Source organism: Porphyromonas uenonis 60-3, assembly GCF_000174775.1.
Classification (GTDB): domain Bacteria; phylum Bacteroidota; class Bacteroidia; order Bacteroidales; family Porphyromonadaceae; genus Porphyromonas; species Porphyromonas uenonis_A.
In genome coordinates this window covers 1-956 of the sequence record NZ_ACLR01000028.1, presented here as the reverse complement: position 1 = coordinate 956, position 956 = coordinate 1, and the positions used below count along the sequence as shown (strand labels likewise).

Here is a 956-nt window from a genome sequence, read left to right as displayed (position 1 = left end):
CAGCTCGCACACTTTGACAAAGGGATGCTTTCGCTCTGCCGCTTGACGCCCCGCTTTGCAGAGCTCTCTGACTACTGCTACCATAGCCATACGGAGCGACAGGTTATCGCTTTCATGCGAGGTGACGGCTACCTCTTTGCCTTCAACTTTAGCCCCACCGAGAGCTACACCGACTACCTCATCGAGGGCGTGCCAGCGGGACAATACGAACTACTCCTCGACAGCGATGCGGTGGCCTGCGGAGGCTTCGGACGTATCGATGCCAGCGTCCTGCACCACACCCGCGCCACCGCTGAGGGAGGCACCGAGCTACGACTCTATCTGCCCTCCCGCTCAGCGCAAGTCTACCAGCGCAAGCGGTGATAGCGGCAAAACAATACGAGTAACCCTTTGTAGGGACGCACGCTCTGTGCGTCCGTTGTCGAACGAAAGTTACAGCATCGTAACCTTGGACACAACGGACGCACAGAGCGTGCGTCCCTACAAGTCGTTACTCGTTATTTATATGTGTAAGTCTTACTTCTCGAACTCAATGTCGATGTCGAAGGACTCATGCCACGGCAGTCCCTGACGAGCCACCTCCTCGAGGAAGGGATCTGGATCAAACTGCTCAACGTTGAAGACACCAGCGCCTCCCCATATGCCCTTGGCGAGCATCAGTGCGCCTGTCGTAGCGGGGACACCCGTCGTGTAGCTGACACCCTGCGTGCCCGTCTCACGGTAGGCTGCTTGGTGAGAGCAGTTGTTCCATATATAATAGGTACGCTCCTTGCCGTCCTTGACGCCACGGATGCGGCAGCCGATAGAGGTTTCGCCCGTATAGTTCTCGCCCAGCTCCTGAGGATTAGGCAGGACAGCCTTGAGGAATTGGATCGGCACGATCTCCTGTCCATTGTAGTTGATCGGCTCGATGCTTGCCATACCAATGTTTTGGATCACCTCGAGGTACTTGAGAT

General features: G+C 56.4%; 2 protein-coding genes. One reads left to right on the top strand and one right to left on the bottom strand.

Annotation, left to right across the window (positions count from 1 at the left end; genetic code table 11):
- A partial coding sequence (locus tag PORUE0001_RS00905) for an alpha amylase C-terminal domain-containing protein (protein ID WP_007364562.1) occupies positions 1–363 on the top strand: 363 nt, incomplete at its 5' end.
- A 153-nt stretch (positions 364–516) separates the two neighbouring features.
- Here PORUE0001_RS00905 and PORUE0001_RS00900 read toward each other — a convergent pair.
- On the bottom strand, positions 517–956 hold a 440-nt coding region (locus PORUE0001_RS00900), incomplete at its 5' end, for a saccharopine dehydrogenase family protein (RefSeq protein WP_007364563.1).